The sequence below is a fragment of the Streptomyces sp. NPDC005485 genome, from assembly GCF_040606085.1.
Lineage (GTDB): Bacteria > Actinomycetota > Actinomycetes > Streptomycetales > Streptomycetaceae > Streptomyces.
In genome coordinates this window covers 1-18,291 of sequence record NZ_JBEXDZ010000044.1, presented here as the reverse complement: position 1 = coordinate 18,291, position 18,291 = coordinate 1, and the positions used below count along the sequence as shown (strand labels likewise).

General features: G+C 71.3%; 15 protein-coding genes. 3 read left to right on the top strand and 12 right to left on the bottom strand.

Annotated elements, in window-relative coordinates; translation table 11 throughout:
* Positions 1–2: 2 nt before the first annotated feature.
* Entirely contained in the window at positions 3–1,424 is a 1,422-nt protein-coding gene (locus tag ABZS97_RS17195; protein ID WP_356138517.1) for a sugar ABC transporter substrate-binding protein, read from the bottom strand.
* Between the two features lie 343 nt (positions 1,425–1,767).
* Here ABZS97_RS17195 and ABZS97_RS17190 point away from each other — a divergent pair, with 343 nt between their 5' ends.
* Entirely contained in the window at positions 1,768–3,243 is a 1,476-nt protein-coding gene (locus tag ABZS97_RS17190; protein ID WP_356138515.1) for an FGGY family carbohydrate kinase, read from the top strand.
* Entirely contained in the window at positions 3,240–3,848 is a 609-nt protein-coding gene (locus ABZS97_RS17185) for a histidine phosphatase family protein (RefSeq protein ID WP_356138513.1), read from the top strand. The genes ABZS97_RS17190 and ABZS97_RS17185 overlap by 4 nt, the downstream gene beginning before the upstream one ends.
* Positions 3,849–3,853: 5 nt before the next feature.
* Here ABZS97_RS17185 and ABZS97_RS17180 read toward each other — a convergent pair whose 3' ends face one another.
* The 10 genes from ABZS97_RS17180 to ABZS97_RS17135 all read right to left on the bottom strand — a co-directional run bounded on the left by ABZS97_RS17180 (position 3,854) and on the right by ABZS97_RS17135 (position 15,616).
* Positions 3,854–4,492: a response regulator transcription factor gene (locus tag ABZS97_RS17180; protein WP_356138511.1), complete on the bottom strand. Its 639-nt coding sequence runs from the start codon at positions 4,490–4,492 to the stop codon at positions 3,854–3,856.
* Positions 4,489–5,709 carry a sensor histidine kinase gene (locus ABZS97_RS17175; protein WP_356138509.1) on the bottom strand — a complete coding sequence of 407 codons (1,221 nt, stop codon included), beginning with the start codon at positions 5,707–5,709 and terminating at the stop codon, positions 4,489–4,491. The genes ABZS97_RS17180 and ABZS97_RS17175 overlap by 4 nt, the downstream gene beginning before the upstream one ends.
* A 5-nt stretch (positions 5,710–5,714) precedes the next feature.
* Positions 5,715–7,916 carry an MMPL family transporter gene (locus tag ABZS97_RS17170; protein ID WP_356138507.1) on the bottom strand — a complete coding sequence of 734 codons (2,202 nt, stop codon included), beginning with the start codon at positions 7,914–7,916 and terminating at the stop codon, positions 5,715–5,717.
* A 189-nt stretch (positions 7,917–8,105) separates the two neighbouring features.
* Positions 8,106–8,747, bottom strand: coding sequence for a superoxide dismutase (locus ABZS97_RS17165; protein WP_356138505.1), 642 nt, complete (start codon positions 8,745–8,747; stop codon positions 8,106–8,108).
* A gap of 145 nt (positions 8,748–8,892) precedes the next feature.
* On the bottom strand, positions 8,893–9,840 hold the full coding sequence (locus ABZS97_RS17160) for a TauD/TfdA family dioxygenase (RefSeq protein ID WP_356138502.1): 948 nt from the start codon (positions 9,838–9,840) through the stop codon (positions 8,893–8,895).
* A 12-nt stretch (positions 9,841–9,852) separates the two neighbouring features.
* Complete coding sequence (locus ABZS97_RS17155; RefSeq protein WP_356138499.1) at positions 9,853–11,229, bottom strand: LLM class flavin-dependent oxidoreductase; 1,377 nt, start codon at positions 11,227–11,229, stop codon at positions 9,853–9,855.
* 163 nt (positions 11,230–11,392) lie between these two features.
* On the bottom strand, positions 11,393–12,139 hold the full coding sequence (locus ABZS97_RS17150; protein ID WP_356138496.1) for an ABC transporter ATP-binding protein: 747 nt from the start codon (positions 12,137–12,139) through the stop codon (positions 11,393–11,395).
* A complete protein-coding gene (locus tag ABZS97_RS17145) occupies positions 12,115–12,963 on the bottom strand; it encodes an ABC transporter permease (protein WP_356138494.1) in 849 nt (282 codons plus the stop codon). The genes ABZS97_RS17150 and ABZS97_RS17145 overlap by 25 nt, the downstream gene beginning before the upstream one ends.
* A gap of 5 nt (positions 12,964–12,968) precedes the next feature.
* Positions 12,969–14,042, bottom strand: a complete 1,074-nt coding sequence (locus tag ABZS97_RS17140; RefSeq protein ID WP_356138492.1) for an ABC transporter substrate-binding protein — start codon at positions 14,040–14,042, stop codon at positions 12,969–12,971.
* 326 nt (positions 14,043–14,368) lie between these two features.
* On the bottom strand, positions 14,369–15,616 hold the full coding sequence (locus ABZS97_RS17135; protein ID WP_356138490.1) for an ROK family protein: 1,248 nt from the start codon (positions 15,614–15,616) through the stop codon (positions 14,369–14,371).
* A gap of 446 nt (positions 15,617–16,062) precedes the next feature.
* Between ABZS97_RS17135 and ABZS97_RS17130 the strand changes: the two genes are divergently transcribed.
* Positions 16,063–16,650: a biotin transporter BioY gene (locus ABZS97_RS17130; protein ID WP_356138488.1), complete on the top strand. Its 588-nt coding sequence runs from the start codon at positions 16,063–16,065 to the stop codon at positions 16,648–16,650.
* Between the two features lie 71 nt (positions 16,651–16,721).
* Here ABZS97_RS17130 and ABZS97_RS17125 read toward each other — a convergent pair whose 3' ends face one another.
* A complete protein-coding gene (locus ABZS97_RS17125; protein ID WP_356138486.1) occupies positions 16,722–18,092 on the bottom strand; it encodes an FAD-binding oxidoreductase in 1,371 nt (456 codons plus the stop codon).
* Positions 18,093–18,291 lie beyond the last annotated feature (199 nt).

Sequence of the window (18,291 nt, the reverse complement as noted above, 5' to 3'; positions counted from 1 at the left end):
CGTCAACCCACCTTGGGAGCCAGGTCACTCGCCAGCCCGTTCAGCACGGATTTGGCGCTCTTGCCGCCGTAGATCTCCTGGAGCGAGGCCGCCCAGCTCGTCGTCGCGTCGAAGAACTGGCTCTGCGGTGTGAACTGGATCTTCGTCTGGTCGACGACCGCCTCGAAGGTGTCGATGAACCCCTCCAGGTGCCGCATCTTGTCCTTGTACGCGCCGTCCTGGGCGATCGACTTCCGCACCGGGTCGATGTGGTTGTACGTGAGCGCGCCCTTGCGCAGATGCTCCTTGCCGGTCGCCCACTGGAGGAACAGCCAGGCGGCGCTCTTCTTCTTGCTCCGGGAGTTCATCCCGAGCGACCAGATCCACATGTTGGTGGCGAGCGACCCGCCCGGCCCCTTCGGCCCCGGATGGAAGGCGATCTTCCCGGAGGCCGGACTCGCGCCCTTCACCGCCTGGAAGTACGCGGCCGTGTCCGCGTCGAAGAGCATCCCGGCCTTCTTCGCGCCGAGGTCGCTGGAGCACTGGTACCAGGTGTACGACGTCCAGGACGGCGGCCCGCCCTTCTTGACCATGTCGGCCCAGTCCTGCTGGAACGAGATGGCCTCCGGGGTGTTCATGGCGGGCTTCAGCTTGTCGCCGGCGACCGTGAAGTCGTGCAGTCCGTTGCGGGCGTACATCGTCATGAAGCCCGGGTGGATCGTCGCCCAGCTGCGCGAGCCGCGCACCGCGATGCCGTACATCCCGTCGAAGCCCGCGCCGGGGGCCTTGCGCTTGATGGTCCCGGCGAGTTCGCGCAGTTCGTCGAAGCTCTCGGCGGGCTTCAGCCCGAGCTTCTTGAACACCTCCGTGTTGTAGGCGACGACGTTCGTCTCCCAGCCCCACGGCAGCGCGTACTGCCCGCCCCGGCCGAGCGGCGCGCCCGCCTTCAGCGACCACTGGTCGGCCTGGAGGAGGTTGGGGAAGAAGTCGGCCTGGTCCCATTCCTGGCTCGTGGCCGAGGAGTTGCGCATCCACGGACCGAGATCCTCCAGCCAGCCCGGCGGCCCGTACTGCCACACCATGTACGCGCCGAGCATGAACACGTCGTAGGAGGCACGCCCGCTGGAGAGGTCCACGGTGAGCTTGTCGAAGTAGTTGTCCTCGGGGAAGACGTCGTACTCCACCTTGATGCCGGTCTTCGCGGTGAACGCCTTGAGATCGGCGATCAGCGCGTCCGTGTAGGGGTGCTTGTTCAGCAGCGCCTTGACCGTCCTGCCCTTCTCCCGCTTCCAGTCGAAGGAACCGTTCACATCCTCGGCGGCGGAACCGTCGTTCTTCTTGTCGTCCCCACCGAACCCCGCGCCACAGGCGGTCAGCAGCGGGGCGGCGGCACTCGCCGCGGTGAGCGCGAGAAAGCGCCGGCGGTCGTGCACGTGCATGTCCATCCGTGACCTCCAAAGGTCCGGTCGGGGCAAGGGCCTGTCTCCCCGATCAGCTCGGGGCCGCGGGGTCTGGCACGCACATCTGCGGCGTTGTCGTCGGTTGCCGACGCTCCGCGTCGTCGCCCTCCTCCGCCTTGCAGCTGCACGCACCAGACCCCGCTCACCGGCATCATCAGCCGCCGTCACCCGAGGGCGACCTGATCGGGGAGACAGGCCCTAACACGTTGAGTCGACTCGTTAACAGAGGGTGTAACGGCGGAAGTTGGCCGTCAATCCCTCGCGCAACAGAAAATCTCAGGGCAGAGTGAGAAGTTCACAGTCTTGGTAGATATGTGCGGGAGGTCTGATGGGGTATGAGGGCGGCGACGCGTGGCTGGGGATCGACCTGGGCACGCAGAGCGTCCGCGTGCTGCTCGTCGCGGGCGAGGGCACGCTCCTCGGCAGCGGCTCGGCCCCGCTGACCGGGCACCGGGACGGCGTACGGCACGAACAGGACCCCGAGGAGTGGTGGCGGGCGGTGTGCGCCGCGGCCCGGGCCGCCCTCGGCGCGCGATCCGACCTGCGGATCGGCGCACTCGCGGTGTGCGGCACCTCCGGGACCGTGCTGCTGACGGACGGCTCGGGCCGGCCGGTGAGCCCCGGCCTGATGTACGACGACGGGCGCGCGGCCCCGGAGGCCGGGCGGGCCCGGGACGCCGGGCTGCTGGTGCAGAACGGCTGGGGGCTGCCGAAGGCGCTCTGGCTGGTCGGGGAGTACGGCGGGGCCCGGGGCCTGCGGCTGGCCCACCAGCCCGACGCGATCGTGCACCGGCTCACCGGCGGACCCGCACCGACCGACTCCAGCCACGCCCTCAAGACCGGCTACGACGTCGAGCACGACACCTGGCCGGGCGAGGCCCTCTCCCGGCTTGACCTCCCCGACGGGCTGCTGCCGGAGGTCGTCCGCCCGGGCAGCCGGATCGGCGAGGTCTGCGCGGCCGCCGCCGAAGCCACCGGCATCCCCGCCGGCACCCCCGTGATCGCCGGGATGACCGACGGCTGCGCCGCCCAGATCGCCTCGGGCGCGCTGCGCGAGGGCTCCTGGAACTCGGTGCTCGGCACGACCCTGGTCCTCAAGGGCGCCGCGTCCGAGCCGGTCCGGGACGCGACGGGCGTCGTCTACAACCACCGGGCGCCTGACGGAAGTTGGCTGCCCGGCGGTGCGTCCAGCGTCGGAGCGGGCGCGCTCACGGCGTACTTCCCGGACGCCACGCCCGCCGTCATGGACTCAGCGGCCGTCGCCTTCGAGCCCGCGTCCGTCCTCGCCTACCCCCTCGCCTCACCCGGCGAACGTTTTCCCTTCCTCGCGCCCGCCGCCACCGCCTTCGTCCTCGGCACCCCCGCCTCCGACGTCGACCTGTGGGCCGCCCTGCTGCAGGGCGTCGGCTACACCGAACGCCTCTGCCTCGACTCCCTGCACGCCCTCGGCGCCCCCATGGACGGCACCCTCACCTTCACCGGCGGCGCCGCCCGCAGCGCGTACTGGAACCGGCTGCGCGCCGACATCCTCGGCCGCCCCGCCCGCGTGCCCGAGCAGACCGAACCCGCCCTGGGGATGGCCGCGTTGGCCGCATACGGAGTGGGCGCCGCAGCCACGCTCGCCGACGCCGCCGAGCGCATGGTCCGCATCCGCACCCTCGTCGAACCGCGCCCGGCCCGCACCGCGCTCTTCGCCGGCCCCTACGCCCGGCTGGTCGACGAACTGGAGCGGCGCGGCTGGCTGCCCACGCCGGTCGCCGCGCACGCACGGGCCCGCCTCGACCTGGATACTGCCCAGTCATGACGACGACACTGCTGCTGGCCCGGCACGGCCGCACGATCTGGCACGCCGAGAACCGCTACGCCGGGGTGAGCGACGTCCCGCTCACCGACGAGGGCCGAGCCCAGGCGCAAGCCCTCGGCCTCTGGGCGGCAGCCCACCCCGTCGACGCGATCTGGACGTCCACCGTCTCCCGCGCCGTCGCCACCGCCGACCCCGCCTGCCGGGCCCTCGGCCTCACCCCGCACCGCGAACCCGCCCTGCGCGAATGCGACTTCGGGGTCGTGGAGGGACGCACCCTCGCCGAGTTCGCCGCCGAACACCCCGAGCGGGCCGAGGCGTTCCGCAAGGACCCGGTGTCGTACCCCTTCCCGGAGGCGGAGGATCCGCGCACCGCCGCGACCCGGGGCGCGAACGCGTTGCGCCGCATCGCGACCGCCCACGCCGGCGAACGCGTCCTGGTCGTCGCCCACAACACCCTGCTGCGCCTGGTCCTGTGCTCCCTGCTGTCCATCCCGCTGGGCGAGTACCGCCGGGTCTTCCCGCAGTTGCGCAACGCCGCGGTCAGTGAGGTGCGCATGGAGGACGCGAGCACGGCCCTGCTGTCGCTCAACGTGCCCTGCGGGTAGGCGGGTCAGGGCCGTCGCAGCAGCCCCCTCTCCATGGCCACCACCACCGCCCTCGTCCGGTCGTTCACGTCGAGCTTGGCGAACAGGCGCAGCAGATGGGTCTTCACCGTGGCCTCGGCGATGACGAGACGGCGCCCGATCTCCGCATTGGTCAGACCGTCGGCCACCGCGTTCAGCACATCCGCCTCGCGGGCCGTCAGCGGCACCTGGACGGGCTGCCGCATCCTGGCGACCAGCCTCTCGGCGACCCGGGGCGCGAGCACCGTCTCGCCGCGCGCCGCCGCGTGGATGGCGTCGACCAGCTGCTCCCGCGTGGTGTCCTTGAGGAGGTAGCCGATGGCCCCGGCCTCCACACCGCGCTCGATCTCCGCGTCCGTGTCGTACGTCGTCAGGATCAGCACCCGTGTGCGCGGGAAACGGGCGACGATCTCGGTGGTGGTGGCGACCCCGTCGAGCACCGGCATCCGCAGGTCGACCAGGGCGACGTCGGGGTCGTAACGCTCGACGAGGTCGAGTGCCGCGCGCCCGTCGCCCGCCTCGCCGACGACATCGATGCCGCTGCCGGCGGAGAGCAGGGCGACCACCCCGGCCCGCATGACGGTGTGGTCGTCCACCACGACGATACGAAGCCCTCCGCCGCTCATGCCGCGCCCCCGGTCTCCGCGCTCTCCACGCTCTCCACGGGGATCAGCGCAAGCACCCGTGTCCCGTCGCCCAGCGAACTCGTCACCGTCAGCCTCCCGCCCAGTTCCGCCAGCCGTTTGCGCATCCCGTCGAGCCCGAAGCCGGTCGACTCCTCCACCACGAACCCGGTCCCGTCATCGGTGATCTCCAGCTCCACGCCGTAGGGCCGGCAGACCAGCACCACGCCGACCGTGGACGCGCGGGCGTGCTTGCGGACATTGGCCAGCGACTCCTGGGTGCAGCGCAGCAGCGCGATCCGGGTCTGCTGGTCGCACACGAGGTCCTCCAGATCCGCGTCCACGCTCAGCCCGGTGTCCTCCGCGAAGCGGTCCAGGATCCGGCGCAGGGTCTGCGCCACCGACCCGGCCGCCAGCCGGCCGGGGCCGGGCTGTCGTCCCGAGCCGACCAACTCCCTTGCCTCTGCCAGGTTTTCGCGTGCCGTCGACTCGATCGACCGCAGCTGCTGGGCACTTCGCGCCGGATCCGCCGTGACACCAGACCGGGCAGCCTCCGCGAGCACGATGATCGAGGCGAAGCCCTGGGCGAGCGTATCGTGGATCTCCCGCGCCATCCGCTCCCGCTCGTCCGCCGCCCCCTGGCGCTGGTGTGCCTCGGACAGCTGCGCCTGCGTGCGCTCCAACTCGACGATCAGCTCGGCGCGTTCGGCGCTCTGCGCGACGACCGAGTGCGCCCAGAGCCCGATCAGCACCCCCACGGCGACGACGATCACCGTGGAGACGAGGGTCTCGCTGAAGAACTCCACCGTCCAGCCGTCCTGCCGCAGCACGCTCCCGGCGAGTGTTCCGGCGGTGGCGAGCCCCAGGAACCCCATCGAGACCCTCGGTGTCCGCCCGAACATCCAGTAGTGCGGCAGCGTCACCATGAACAGCGCCGCGTAGTTGCCGCGCAGGTACGCGAGCCCGCCGAGTGCGAGGACCAGCACCGTGAGGTAGCCGTGCGGCCGTACGACCCGGTTGCCGGGGAAGCGGTCCAGGACGGCATAGCAGAGCACCACACTGCCGAGCAGGGCGAGCGCCGCGTACTTGCTCCCGCCCGGCCGGTCCATCGCGACGAGCCCGACCGCCATGGCGGCGAACAGCACCCAGCACACCGTGTTCCAACGGCGCAGTGACGTGGCCCAGAAGGTGTCGGCGCCCGGCCCGGCGAGAGCAGTCATACCGATCAACGTACGTCGACCACAGGCAGCTCGGGGGCGGCTTGATCCATCCGTACCGCCGGCCGGCCCGCTCCGCGCCCGGGCCACCAGCTCGCCTCGCCGAGCAGCAGCATCGCCGACGGCAGGATCATGATCCGCACGACGAACGCGTCGAGAAGCACGGCCGCCGCGAGCACGAAGCCGATCTGCTTCATCTCGATGATGTGCAGGAAGACAAAGCTCGTGAAGACGGTCGTCATGACGACGGCCGCGCTGGTCACGACACTGGCCGACCGGCGGATCCCGTCGAGCACGGCCTGCCGCGTCGGCACTCCGGCGAGCACGGCCTCCCTGATCCGGCTCACCACGAACACCTGGTAGTCCATCGAGAGCCCGAAGAGGATCACGAAGAGGAAGAGCGGCACGCGCGAGCCGATCGACCCGGTGGAGTGGAAGTCCAGCAGCCCCTCGGCCCACGTTCCCTGGAAGACGAGGACGAGCAGCCCCAGCGCGGCCGCCGCGGACAGCAGGTTCAGTACGACACCGATCAGGCCCAGCACCACGGAGCGGAAGGCGAACACGGTCATCGCGAACGTGACCAGGAGCAACGCCCCGAGGACCAGCGGGAGTTTGCTGTTCTGGTGGGCGGGATAGTCGGCGTACCGGGCGACGTCACCGCTGACGCCGTACTCGGCGCCGTCGATCCGGCCGACGGTGGCGGGCAGGTAGGTGTCGCGGAGGTGGTCGAGGGAGTCGTACGCCTCGTCCGAGTTGCCGAGGTGCGGGACCCGCAGCTCCAGCACACCGGTCCGGTGGTCGGCGGACGTCCGGATCCTCGACGCCCCCGCGACGAACAGCCGGTCGGCGTCGGCGAGTTCAGCCAGCTTGTGCAGCGCCGAGGTGACCTCGGCGGAGCGTGCGGCATCCGCGCGGACGACGACCTCGTGCGTCACCCGCTGCTCGGGGAAGGCCTCGTTGAGCCGGTCGTACACCCGCATGGCGGGGATCTCCCGGGAGTGCGTGTCCCGGCTCATCTCGGTGATCCTCAGCCCTGCCAGCGGGGCGACGAGGGCGAGCAGTGCGAGGACCGAGAGGCAGAGGGTGGCCAGGGGGTGACGGCTCGCGGGCCGCAGCAGCGCGCCCCACATACGGCCGCCGCTGTCGACGTCCCGACGGCGCACGGGCTTTCCGTGCGCGGCCCGCCGTGCGGCCCTGCGTTCGGCGCGCCTTCCGAGGAGGACCAGCAGCGCGGGCAGCGCCGTCAGTGAGCTGGCCACGGCGACCAGGACGACCACGATCGTGCCGGTGGCGAGCGAGGAGAAGATCACGTCGGAGGCCAGGTACAGCGTGGCCGTGGAGGCGACGACCGCGAGCCCGGAGACCACGACCGCCCGGCCGGAGGTCGCCGCCGCCAGCTCCACCAGCGCTTCGGAGCTCAGCCGGCCGCCCGCGCGGGCCCGCTCCTCACGTTCCCGCTTGAGGTGGAAGAGCGTGTAGTCGACGCCGACCGCGAGGCCGATCATCAGGATGACGTTCGTGCCGACCCCGGTGTCGGGGGAGAGATGGGAGGCCACCATCGACAGGCCGACGGCCGCCGCGATCGACGACAGCGCGAGCAGCAACGGAACGGCGGCCATGGTGAGCGAGCCGAAGGCCAGCAGCAGCGTCACCAGCGTCACCGGCAGGGTGATCTTCTCCGAGAGCGCGAGATCGCTGTCGCGCTGATCGTCGACTCCCTTGCTGGTGGAGGCACTTCCGGTCTCCTGGAGCAGCAGCCGGGGGTGGGCCTTCTGGACGGCCTCGGTCTGCGCGACGAGCGCGTGGACCTTGGCGTCGGCCTCCCGCTCCTCGCCCTTGATGGAGACCTCGACCATGAGGATGTCGTGGTCCTTGGACAGCAGTGGTGCGGCGACACCAGCGACGTCGGGCAGCCGCTTCATGCGGGCGGTGAGGTCCTTCGCGGCGGTCTCGGCGGCTCGTCGGTCGAGTTCCCCCGACCGCGCGGAGATCAGCACCTGCTCGGTGGACCTGCGCTCCAGATGGGCCTGGGCGGCCAGGGTCTCGGCACGGCCGGCCTCGCCGACCCGGTAGTCGGCGGTCTTCGCGCTGTGGGTGCCGACGGCGCTGCCGACGCCCAGGCACAGCACGACGAACGCGAGCCATCCGACGATCGCCCGCCAGGGGTGCCGAGCGCTCCAGCGCGCCACGCGCACAGTGAGTGAGTTCATGCCTAAAAGCCTGGTTGACCAGGGCAGTTGGCGGACAGAGGTGCTCGGTTGAACTTCGGGTCCACCGATCGGTGGACCCGAGAGGAGGGGAAAACCCCCGCGAGTCACGTCCTCGCGGGGGTTCTCCTTCTCTGCGCCTGCCACGTGAAGGGTGAGAAGACGATCACGAGCAGGACGTTCATACCGGTCTCAGGGGGCGAGAAGCAACACGTCCGTGCGGGACTTCGCGGCGGCGTAGCGGCGGGCGACGTCCTGCCAGTTCACGACCTGCCACATGGCCTCGACGAAGTCGACCTTCTGGTTCCTGTACTGCAGGTAGAAGGCGTGCTCCCAGGCGTCGAAGACAAGGATCGGGGTGGCGCCCTGGCCGACGTTGCCCTGGTGGTCGTAGACCTGCTCGACGATCAGGCGGCCGCTGAGCGGCTCGTGCGCGAGGACGCCCCAGCCGGAGCCCTGGGTGGTCGCGGCGGCCTTGGAGAGCTGGGCCTTGAAGGCCCCGAACGAGCCGAACGACTCGGTGATCGCGTCCGCGAGGTCGCCCACGCCGTCCGCCGCGAGGGGCTCGCCGCCTCCGGCGCCGGTCATGTTCTGCCAGTAGATGCTGTGCAGGATGTGGCCGGACAGGTGGAAGGCAAGGCTCTTCTGCAGGCCGTTGACCGAGCCCCACGACTCCTTGTCGCGCGCCTCGGCGAGCTGCTCCAGCGTGTCGTTGGCCCCCTTCACATACGCCGCGTGGTGCTTGTCGTGGTGCAGCTCGATGATCTCGGGGCTGATCACGGGGGCGAGCGCGGAGTAGTCGTACGGCAGCTCAGGGAGCGTGTAGACAGGCATGGGGGTCCCCTCCGACCTCTTATTGCACATAACTTGCAACTACAACCTAGCAACAAAAAGGCCCTCGTGTGCTCGGACACGAGGGCCTTCGGGGTGTTGCGGGTGTTGCGGGGCGCGTCGGGGTGGGGAGCGGGTACCGGCGCCGTTACGCGGCCGCGGCGGCACCGGCCAGGACGCCCGCTTCGGTCGCGGCCTGGGGTGTCGCGGCGACCGTCGTGTAGTGCGAGGCGTCGCCCTCGATCGAGTGGCTCTCCTTGCCCTCGATGCCGACCGGCACGTCACCGGCGATGGTGACCCGGTTCAGGCGGCGCGGCGCTCCGTCGTAGTTGTCGATGGCGTAGTGCTGGGTGATGCGGTTGTCGAACAGGACGAGCTGGTTCGGGGACCAGCGGTGGCGCAGGACGTTCTCGGGGCGGGTGACGTACGCCTGGAGCAGGTCGAGGATCTTGCGGGACTCGCCCGGCGACAGGCCGACGATCCGCTGCGCGAACCCGCCGATGAACAGCCCGCGCTCACCGGTCAGCGGGTGCACCCGGACCACCGGGTGGACGGTGCGGTACGTGATCGAGGTGAACTGGGCGCGCGCGGCGGCCTGTTCCTCGTCGAGCGACTCCTGCGGGACCGCGTAGTCGTAGTCGTTGGTGTGCTCCGCCCACAGGGTGTCGGCGAGGGCGCGCAGCGGCTCGGGCAGGTCGCGGTAGGCGGCCGCGGAGCTGGCGATCAGGGTCTCGCCGCCGTACGGCGGCAGGGTGATGCTGCGCAGAGTGCTGGCCTGCGGCGGGTTGAGGACGAAGGTGACGTCCGTGTGCCAGTGGTTGGCGGCGCGGCCGCGCTCGCTGTCGACGGGCAGCACGTTCGGGGCGCCGTCGACGGCGGGCACGGTCGGGTGGGCGGTGGTGACGTCGCCGAAGTGGCGGACGAAGGCCTGCTGGCCCTCGTCGTCGAGGTGCACGTCGTCGAAGACCAACGCCTTGTGGACGTTGAGCGCCTCACGGAGGGCGGCGACCGTCTCCGCGTCGAGGGGCTCGGAGATGTCCACGCCGGAGATCTGGGCGCCTATGTTCGCGGTGACCTTGCGGATCTCGATGCTCATGGGACGGTCCTTTCAGACGAGGGCGGGGGAGGGGGCGGAGGCGGAGTCGTTGCGGTCGGCGGTGACGTACTGGTTGGTGGGGCGCGGGAGGCCGTAGCGGTCCCGCAGGGTCCGGCGCGGCCCGTACTCGCTGCGGAGCAGGCCGCGGGCGCGCAGGATCGGGACGACATGGTCGACGAAGGCGTCCAGGCCGGACGGCAGGACCGCGGGCATGATGTTGAAGCCGTCGGCGGCGCCCTGCGTGAACCAGGTCTCGATCGCGTCGGCGACCTGCTCGGGGGTTCCGGCGAAGGTGAGGTGCCCGCGCCCGCCGCCGAGCCGGCCGACGAGCTGCCGCACGGTGAGACGCTCGCGCCGGGCCAGCTCCACCACGAGCGTGTAGCGGCTCTTGGCGCCCTCGATGGCGTCCTCGGGCGGCAGGTCGGCGGGGAGTAGGGCGTCCAACTCCAGTGTCCCGGGCTCCAGTTGCAGCAGGCTTTCCAGGCGGGCCACTCCGTGCGTGTGCACGATGTGGTCCTCCAGCACCTGCTCGTGCGCCCGCGCCTCGGCCTCCGTCGACCCGATCACCGGCACGATGCCGGGCAGCACCTTGATGTGCCCGGGATCCCGGCCTGCCGCCGCCGTACGGGACTTGAGGTCGGCGTAGAAGGCCTGCGCGTCGGCGAGGGTCTGCTGCGCGGTGAACACCGCCTCCGCGTACCTGGCCGCGAACAGCTTGCCGTCCTCGCTCGACCCCGCCTGCACGAGCAGGGGGTAACCCTGGGGCGAGCGGGGGACGTTGAGGGCTCCCTCGACACTGAAGTACGTCCCCTTGTGCCGGGGCGGGTGGATCTTCGCGTCGTCGCCCCAGACGCCGGACGCCTTGTCGGCGACGATCGCGTCGTCCTCCCAGCTGTCCCAGAGCTTCAGGGCCACGTCGAGGAACTCGGCGGCCCGGGAGTACCGCTCGGAGTGGGCCGGTTCGGCGTCCAGGCCGAAGTTGCGGGCGGCCTCGGCGCCGGCCGTGGTGACGATGTTCCAGCCGGCCCGGCCGCCGCTGATGATGTCCAGCGAGGCGAACTTGCGGGCCAGGTTGTAGGGGGAGTTGTAGGAGGTGGACGCGGTGGCGATCAGGCCGATGTGCCGGGTCGCCGTCGCCAGCGCGGTGAGCAGCGTGAGCGGCTCCAGGGTGCCGGCCGGGCGCTGGGCGACGTTGCCCCACAGCTGCGGCCCGTCGGCGAGGAACAGCGAGTCGAAGGTGCCTCGTTCGGCGATCCGGGCGAGATGGACGTAGTGGTCCAGCTCCACATGGGCGTACGGGTCGCTCTCCGGGAGCCGCCAGGACGCCTCGTGGTGGCCGGTGCTCATCAGGAAGGCGTTGAGATGGAGTTGGCGCTGTGGCGGGGTCATGGGGGTGTTCCTTTGCTCACGGGTGCCGGTGGCGGCTCAGCAGCCGGTCCGGCGTTTGGGGACGAGGCCGTTCAGGCCGAAGCGGGGGTACGGGGGCGCAGCCCCCGCAGGACGGTCACTGCGGCGGACGGTCACTGCGGCGGACGGTCACTGCGGCGGACGGTCACCCCACGCCCTCGGTAACCCCCAGTGCGGCGAGCAGCCGTTCGCGGTATTCGCCGAGCAGCGGGTCCCGGTACGAGCGCGGGTGCGGGCGGTCGATGGTCAGGTCGAGGCCGATACGGCCGTGGTCGAGGACGAGGACCCGGTCGGCGAGCACGATCGCCTCGTCCACGTCGTGGGTGACGAGCAGGACGGAGGGCCGGTGGCGCTCCCACAGTTCCCGGAGCAGGCCGTGCATCCGGATGCGGGTGAGGGCGTCCAGGGCGCCGAACGGCTCGTCGGCGAGCAGGAGTTCGGGTTCGCGGACCAGGGAGCGGGCCAGGGCGGCGCGCTGGGCCTCGCCGCCGGACAGTTCGCTCGGCCAGGCCCGTTCGCGTCCGGCGAGACCGACCTCGGCGAGGGCGGCGCGGCCGCGTTCCGCCGCCTCCTTGCCCTCCGTGCCGAGCAGCACATTGGGCAGGACGCGCCGCCAGGGCAGCAGCCGCGAGTCCTGGAAGACGACGGACACCCGCTCGGGAGCGGTGAGTTGGCCGCTCCCGGCGACCTCGTGGTCGAGGCCGGCGATGGCCCGCAGCAGCGTGCTCTTGCCGGATCCGCTGTGCCCGAGCAGCGCGGTGAACTGTCCGCCCGGGAGGTCCAGGTCGATGCCGTCGAGGACGGTGCGTCCCTCGAACGAGCGGGTGAGGCCCCGGAGTTGGACCGCCGGACCGGTCTTGGTGGATGTCAGCTGCTCAGCGTGCGTCGCCACGACAGCACCCTCCGTTCGATGAGGCGGACCGCGCTGTCGGAGGCCAGACCGAAGACGCCGTAGATCAGCAGGCCGACGAGGATGATGTCGCTGCGGCCGTAGTTCTGGGCCTGGAACATCATGTAGCCGAGTCCGCTGGTGGCGTTGATCTGCTCCAGGACGACCAGGCCCAGCCAGGAGCCGGTCACTCCGAGCCGCAGCCCGACGAAGAAGCCCGGAAGGGCTCCCGGGATGACGATCTGCCGGATGAAGGCGACCCTCGACAGCCCCTGGACCTCGGCGAGTTCGACGTAACGGTGGTCGATGCCGGACAGGGCCGCGTGCAGGTTGAGGTAGATCGGGATGTAGACGACGATGGCGATGATCGCGATCTTGAACGTCTCGCCGATGCCCAGCCAGAGGATGAACAGCGGGATCAGGCCGAGCGTCGGGATCGCCCGGTTGAGCTGCACCGTCCCGTCGATCAGCGCGTCGCCGATGCGGCTGAGCCCGGCCGTGAGCGCGAGCGCCACCCCGGCGGTCAGGCCGAGGGCGAAGCCGTATCCGGCCCGCTCCAGGGAGGTCAGCACATCGGTGGGCAGGGTGCCGTCGGTCCACAGGTGACCGGTGGTCCGCAGGACCGTCCAGGGAGCGGGGATCGCGGCCGTGTCCAGCCGCCCGGCGGCGGAGGCAGCGGCCCACAGGGCGACGAGGAGGGCGGGGCCGATCAGCCGGGAGGCGGGCAGGCGCCTGCCGGGGGAGAGGCTCCGGCGTCGCCGGGGGCGCCCCTGCCGGCCGGTTTTCTCCGCGGTCACCACAGGTGCCGCGGCGGTGGTGGTGGTCATGACGGTCAACTCCGGTACTCGGCGGGTACGGACTGCGCCGCGATGCCCTCGAAGCGATGGTCGAAGAGCGAGCCGACCTTGAACGACTTCACGAAGCCGCCCTCGGCGAGCAGGTCGGCGGTCTCCTGCTCCCACCTGATCGACTCCGCCCAACTCGGCGGGAACAGCGGCTTGTTGGCGAGCGCGGTGATCGACTCGGCCTGCGCGAGGGTCAGGTTCTGGGTCTTGACGTAGAACTCCCTGTTCCAGACGTCCGGGTGCTCGTACTGCCAGACCTGGCCCTTCGCCCAGTACGGGATGTACGCGGCGACCGCGGCGGCCTTCGCCTCGTCGGCCAGCACGGAGGCGGGCGCCCACAGCAGGTTGAGCAGGTCGACCACGTCGGTGGTGATGGCGCGGGCGCCCTTGGACTCGTACTGCTTCAGGTACGCCGGTGCCTGCTGGTTGGCGAGCGGGGCGATGTCCACCTGGCCGGCCTGGAGGGCGGTGAGGAACTGGTTGCTGGTCAGCGGCACCAGGTTCACGTCGTCGTACTTCAGGCCTGCCTTCTTCAGCGCCCGCAGCAGTACGACGCCCTGGGCCTGCCCCTGGGAGAAGGCGAGCTTCTTTCCCCTGAAGTCCTCGACGGTGCGGATGTCGCTGCCGGGTTTGGTGGCGAAGAGATAGTTGGGCTTGCGGGTGACGTTGATCGCGACGATCTTCGCGTCGTAACCCTGGAAGTGCGCCTGGATCGGCGGGATTCCCGCGTTGTTGGCGACGTCCAGGGACTTTGCGCGGAAGGCGTTGATGGCATCGGGGCCGGCGCCGATGTTCGGCCAGTCGGTCACCGTGAAAGGCAGTCGACCGAATTTGGCGAGCTTGAACTGAAGCTGCTGCACGCCTTGGTACGAGGAGATCTTCAGGCTCGTACCGGAGGGCACCTTGTCGGCCGGCGGCGCGGTCGAGGCGCTCTTGGTCCCGGCAGCGGCACTGCTGTCCGCGCAGCCGCTGAGCCCGGCGACGGCGGCCGTGGCGCCGAGCAGCGAGGTGAGGAACAGTCGCCGGTCGACGCCGGACAGGGACGGGTGCGCTGGTGGCATGGGAAGCTCCGTGAACTCAGGTGACGGGAATGCGCGGAATTTCCGGGCAGGGGGAACCGGAAAAGGCAAACGGGAAGCGGGAATTAGGGGACCCGAAAGGGAAATCCGGGAACCCCAAAGGGAAACGGTGACAGCGAAAGGTGCACGAGGGAAACGCGCGCAGCGGGCGCGTGCAAGTGCTCACCATGCATCAGGGGCGCTGACGGACGGTCAGCGCGTCAGCGTGTCAGCAACAGAGGGTGCGACAACTCGTGAGCAGCATGAATACGATGTTCCCGGTCTTCGGCAAGGCCTGTCAACATTCGGAGTTTCTGAATTAAGTCCGCTCAGGTGAGAAGCCCGGAGACGTCCGGCGCGGCACCCAGCGGATCCCGGTAGAGCACGTCCAGGGCCACCGCGCCGCCCGCCACCGCGAGCACCGAGTCCGGAAAACTCGTCGGTGACACGGACGCGGCCCGCTCCGGCCCGACCTCCGCGCGCAGGGCGGCGAGGCAGTCCTCCCGGTGGACGACCCCGATGTCGGTGACGACGACGGTGTCGGGATTGAGCACGTCGAGCAGCAGCCCCGCCGCCCGCCCGACCATCCGGGCCCGCTCCACGAGCAGCCGTACGGCAACGGGGTCGCCGTCGGCCGCCGCGGCGACCACGTCCATCGGGTCCACGCCGTCGGTGACGCCCGACTCCCGCGCCCGACGGCACAACGTCCGCTCGCTCAGCTCGACCTGGAGGCAGCCGATGCGCCCGCAGTCGCACGGCTCCGTACCGGCCCCCAGCGGCAGATGGGCGATCGACCCGGACTGCGAGCGGGGGCCGTGGTGCACCTCGTCGTGGGTGGCGAACGCGGCGTCGACCATATTGCCGACGAAGAGGTGCAGCATGCTCCGGCTGCCCCGCGCCCGCCCGAACAGCCGCTCCGCGTCGACCAACGCCCGCGCATGTCCGTCCACATGCACCGGCAGCCCGGTGCGCGCCCCGAGCACGTCGCGCACCGGCACCTCGCGCCAGCCCAGCAGGGGGTGCTCCACGACGGTCCCGGAGTCCCGGTCGACCCAGCCCCCGGCGGCCACCCCGACACCCAGCGCCGTATGCCGGCCGGCGACGTCCGCCAGCAGCGAGTTCAGGCCGTCGGCGGCCCGCGCCAGCACCTGGCCCGGATCGGTGCGCCCGGCATGCGACAGCCGCCGCTCGGCGACCACGCGTCCGCGCAGATCGAGCACCGCGACAGTGGTGTACGGCACCGCCACGTGCACCCCGCCGACCACGAATCGCCCGTCGTCCAGGTCGACGGGCACATGCGGGCGGCCGACCCCGTTGGACTGCCGGGGCGCGGCGGCCTCACGGATCAGCCCGAGCTCGGCGAAGCGTGCGCAGTACTCGGTCACCGAGGCCGCGGACAGCCCGGTCAGCCGGGCGACGGTACTGCGCGCGACCGGCCCGTGCTCCAGCACGGACCGCAGGATGAGGCTCGCGCTGGTGCGGCGCCGCGCGGAGTCGGCGGCCCGCCGGACGACGGCGGGCGGGGGAGCGGGAGGGGAGAGAGGGGACGGAAGGAGTGGTGCCGCGGTACGGGACATGGGAGTCTTCCTCGGGAGCGGGTCCGACACTGCGCCGCTGAGTGCGACGAGCCGGATCAACTCCGCCCGCCGCTACCCGAGAAGACAGGTGGCCGTACCTTGCCGTCGCAGGTCGACATAGCGACGCGACGTGAGGTTCTCGGCCTGGGCAACCATGGCTGAAAGGGTATGCGGGGAGGGCCGATCAGGCCAGGGGGCAAGTCCTCGGCGGAGAAGGCCACCAAAGGCCTTTGGTGGAACCCCACAGCCGAAGCGCACCCCCGCCTCCAGGACAACCGCCCCCACCTCAGTGACCGAAGTCACGCCGCGCCGGATGTATCCCCCACCCTTTGTCGGAAGTCCACCACACCCACGATCCACCCTTTGTCGAGCGCTGACGGTGATCGCCTCAACCGCCCTGGGATAGCGTCACCGTGTCCCGAACTGCCCTCACCCGCGGAGACCCCATGAGCACCGCCACCGCCGCAGCATCCGCACGCCCGGCCCAGGTCCTCGCCGACCTCCTCCCCGCCTCCCGTGTGAGGGACGTGGCCCTCGTCGTCGGCGGCGCCGCGCTCACCGGGCTCGCCGCCCAGATCTCCGTCCCCGTCCCGGGCACCCCGGTACCGGTGACGGGCCAGACCTTCGCGGCCCTGCTCGTCGGTACCGCACTCGGCACGAGCCGCGGCTTCCTCGCGCTCGCGCTGTACGCGGTGGCCGGCGTCGCGGGTGTGCCGTGGTTCGCCGACGGCACCTCGGGTGTCGCAGTCTCCTTCGGCTACATCCTCGGCATGGTCCTCGCGTCCGCCGCCGTGGGCGCCCTGGCCCGCCGCGGCGCCGACCGCTCGGTGCTGCGCACGGCGGGCACGATGCTGCTGGGCGAGGCGATCATCTACGCGGTGGGCGTCCCGTACCTGGCGTCCGCCGCCGGCCTCTCGATGTCCGCCGCGATCGCGGCGGGCCTCACCCCGTTCCTGATCGGCGACGCGCTGAAGGCGGCCCTGGCGATGGGCGTGCTGCCCACCGCCTGGAAGTTCCTCAACCGCGAGAACTGACCGCTGCAACCGACGGCGAGAGCTGAGCGAGAGCCGGCCGCGAGGCCGCGGCTCAGGCCGCGCGTCGCAGCTCAAGCGATGTTGTAGTTCCTGCGAAAGAGGTTCGCCGGGTCGTACGTCGACTTCAGCCCGGCGAGCCTCTTGTGCGTCGCGGCGTCGTACAGCCCTTCCGGGCGGTCCCCGGCCCCGAACGCGAAGTTGAGCACACGCCCGATCGTCCACGGGGCGAGAACCCCGAACGCCGGGTCCAGGACCGTCCGTGCCGCCTCCCGGCCCTCCTGGCCCGCACCGGGGGAGATGATCGCCAACAGCCGTACGAGGAAGCGCCCTTCACGGTGCGGTACGGAGTTCGGCGCCTCGGTCGCCAGCGCCCCGCCCAGGTGGTTGATCTGCAGGACGCACATGGTCGGCGCGTCCGGCCCGGTCCGGGCGAGGACCTGGGCCGCGGCCTCGACGTCCAGTTCACGCAGCACCGCGCTGTCGCCGTAGTAGGGGTGCGGGAAGTCCGGGTCGCTGTGGATGGTGTGGCTTTCGGTGTACGGCATCTCGCGCAGCGAGTCCGAGAGCGCGGGTCCGATCCTCCGCAGCGGGGCGACGAGTTGCTCGCCCTCCTCGGCAGTGCCCGTGTACGCGACACGCACGGAGATGACGTACCGGCCCCGCAGGTGCGGCGGCATCCCGGGGGCGTCCGGGTAGGGCACGGCCGCGTACGACGAGGTCAGCCCGTCCGGCACGGTCCGGGTCCAGCGCTCGTACGCCCTGAGCACATCCACCGGGTCGATCTCGCGCCCGTCGAAGGCGAGCGATCCGCCGTACAGCCGGGCCACCGGCACCAGACCGATCTCCAGCTCGGTCACGACCCCGAAGTTGTGCCCGCCGCCGAGGAGCGCCCAGTACAGGTCGGGGTCCGACTCCCGGGTCACCCGGCGCGGCCGCCCGTCCGCGGTGACGACGTCGAGGGAGCGCACATGGTCGGCGGCGTACCCGAACTCCCTGGCCAGGATGCCGAGTCCACCGCTCAGCGTGTACGAGACGGCGCCGACGCCGGGCGCCGAACCGTTCAGCGGGGCGAGCCCGTGGGGCGCCGCCGCCTCGACGACCTGTTCCCAGCGGACGCCCGCCTGGACGCGGACGGTACGGGCCTCGGCGTCGACCGTGACCCCGTCCATCCGCCGCGTCGTGATCAGGACACCGCCCTCCGCGGAGCCCGGCAGCCCGTGCCCGGTGGCCTGGACGCCGACGGGCAGGCCCTCGGCGGCCGCGTATGCCACCGCCCGTGCCACGTCGTCCGTCGACGAGGCGGCGAAGACCGCTGCGGGCCGCTGCGTGAAACCGGTCTGGAACCCGGCGAGTTCCTCCTCGTACCCGCTGTCGCCGGGCCGCAGGACAATCGCGTCGGCGCTCTCGGGATCGTTCTCCGCAAGGTTCTCCATGCTGTTCATGACGCCCATCCTGCGCACCAAACCTGACATCCTCCGTCAGCTTTTTATTGTCGCCCGGCCCGGGCACCACCGCCTGGCGGACACACGGCGACGCCCCCCCGGGGGGGGGCGCGGGGGGGGGGCCGGGCGGCCGGAACGAAGTCGAGGGCGTGTTCGGGGGGGTGCGGCGGGGGCACCCCACGCCCCCCCCGCCCCCGGG

What these genes read in the sequence shown, in the direction of transcription:
- ABZS97_RS17140 (WP_356138492.1), bottom strand. Translation starts at nt 14,042, where the DNA reads ATGCCACCAGCGCACCCGTCCCTGTCCGGCGTCGACCGGCGACTGTTC.
- ABZS97_RS17135 (WP_356138490.1), bottom strand. Translation starts at nt 15,616, where the DNA reads ATGTCCCGTACCGCGGCACCACTCCTTCCGTCCCCTCTCTCCCCTCCC.
- ABZS97_RS17145 (WP_356138494.1), bottom strand. Translation starts at nt 12,963, where the DNA reads ATGACCACCACCACCGCCGCGGCACCTGTGGTGACCGCGGAGAAAACC.
- ABZS97_RS17195 (WP_356138517.1), bottom strand. Translation starts at nt 1,424, where the DNA reads ATGGACATGCACGTGCACGACCGCCGGCGCTTTCTCGCGCTCACCGCG.
- ABZS97_RS17125 (WP_356138486.1), bottom strand. Translation starts at nt 18,092, where the DNA reads ATGAACAGCATGGAGAACCTTGCGGAGAACGATCCCGAGAGCGCCGAC.
- ABZS97_RS17130 (WP_356138488.1), top strand. Translation starts at nt 16,063, where the DNA reads ATGAGCACCGCCACCGCCGCAGCATCCGCACGCCCGGCCCAGGTCCTC.
- ABZS97_RS17155 (WP_356138499.1), bottom strand. Translation starts at nt 11,229, where the DNA reads ATGACCCCGCCACAGCGCCAACTCCATCTCAACGCCTTCCTGATGAGC.
- ABZS97_RS17190 (WP_356138515.1), top strand. Translation starts at nt 1,768, where the DNA reads ATGGGGTATGAGGGCGGCGACGCGTGGCTGGGGATCGACCTGGGCACG.
- ABZS97_RS17175 (WP_356138509.1), bottom strand. Translation starts at nt 5,709, where the DNA reads ATGACTGCTCTCGCCGGGCCGGGCGCCGACACCTTCTGGGCCACGTCA.
- ABZS97_RS17165 (WP_356138505.1), bottom strand. Translation starts at nt 8,747, where the DNA reads ATGCCTGTCTACACGCTCCCTGAGCTGCCGTACGACTACTCCGCGCTC.
- ABZS97_RS17160 (WP_356138502.1), bottom strand. Translation starts at nt 9,840, where the DNA reads ATGAGCATCGAGATCCGCAAGGTCACCGCGAACATAGGCGCCCAGATC.
- ABZS97_RS17180 (WP_356138511.1), bottom strand. Translation starts at nt 4,492, where the DNA reads ATGAGCGGCGGAGGGCTTCGTATCGTCGTGGTGGACGACCACACCGTC.
- ABZS97_RS17185 (WP_356138513.1), top strand. Translation starts at nt 3,240, where the DNA reads ATGACGACGACACTGCTGCTGGCCCGGCACGGCCGCACGATCTGGCAC.
- ABZS97_RS17170 (WP_356138507.1), bottom strand. Translation starts at nt 7,916, where the DNA reads ATGAACTCACTCACTGTGCGCGTGGCGCGCTGGAGCGCTCGGCACCCC.